This window comes from Haloferax profundi, assembly GCF_001469865.1.
GTDB classification, from domain to species: domain Archaea; phylum Halobacteriota; class Halobacteria; order Halobacteriales; family Haloferacaceae; genus Haloferax; species Haloferax profundi.
This window is the reverse complement of the sequence record NZ_LOPV01000567.1, coordinates 1-1081: the sequence shown is the minus strand read 5'-3', so window position 1 is coordinate 1081 and position 1081 is coordinate 1. Positions and strand designations below refer to the sequence as shown.

Below are 1081 nucleotides of genomic sequence, written 5' to 3'. Positions count from 1 at the left end.
GAACGACACTGTCGAGAACGTCACCATCCAGAACGTGACCGTGACCGACTGGAACCAGGCCGTGTCAGTCCGACACGCCGAGGACGTAGCAGTCCGCAACGTCACCCTTGTCCACAACGCCTTCGGGATGGAGGTCAAACAGTCCGGGCGGGTCAACCTGACGCAGTCGACGGTGCGGGACAACTTGGTAGGGGTGTACGAAGACCGAGGAGGAGACGAGATGATACTCACAGGGACAGTGTTCGAAGAAAACTACGCCGGGGATGTCGTCTCAGATACAGACAGACCACGGCGTCAGAACCCCGACTTGGGGACAAACCGGTCTCGACTGCTACTCGGGTAAATTGGACCACGCCGGTCAGTCACCGTATACTTCTGTTTTGATAGGCTTGGCCCATCGGGGCCATTCGCGGCGCTCTTCGCCATCGAAGTCGGCGTCTCCGGACATCGCTTTGAGGCTCTGTGCGTCTTCGATACTCCACACTGCACCGTCTTCGTGGAACACCCCGTTCAACACGCCCATCTGTCGTTGTGACGAGAAGTACGCCGGTTGGAGCATCAGCGACCAGAAGAAGTTGCTCACCCCCAGTTCGGTGAGTATCGGAGCCACGGAGGCATAGTTCGGCGTCCGCTGGTCCCTCGGTTGAGTATTGTGGAACCCCGGTACCGACCGGACTCGTTGCCACTCGGTCAACATCACAGGTTGCGAGAGGACGTCGTCGAGCGACTGGACGCGTTGGACCGCGTTGCGGAACGTCGACTGACTCGGCGGAAAGTTGTAGTGAAACTGGAACAGGTCGAGACCCCACTTCGCGTAGGTCGAATTCTTCGACATACTCGTCGAACCCACTGTGAGTGGGACGCTTCCGCGCATCTCTTGCATCGTCTCGTACATCGACTTCGAGAACTCGATGCGTCGTTTGTTCCACCCTGGTTCGTTGATGAGTTCGATGGCGAGGAGTCTCTCGTCGTCTGCATACCGGTTCATGAACCACCGAACGAACTCTCGTGTCTCTTCCCAGCGGTCTTTCGACTGTAGAATCTCCTTCGATGGCGACGCCACGCCAGTCGCCGTCATCAG

Annotated in this window: 1 protein-coding gene and 1 pseudogene; one reads left to right on the top strand and one right to left on the bottom strand. The window is 58.1% G+C overall.

Features of this window, described 5'->3' with window-relative positions; genetic code table 11:
• The coding region (locus AUR66_RS16970) for a right-handed parallel beta-helix repeat-containing protein (protein WP_197409846.1) at window positions 1-343 on the top strand (343 nt) is incomplete at its 5' end.
• Between the two features lie 15 nt (window positions 344-358).
• Here the strand turns inward: AUR66_RS16970 and AUR66_RS22255 are convergent.
• A pseudogene (locus AUR66_RS22255) lies at window positions 359-1081 on the bottom strand (glycoside hydrolase); the annotation flags it as partial.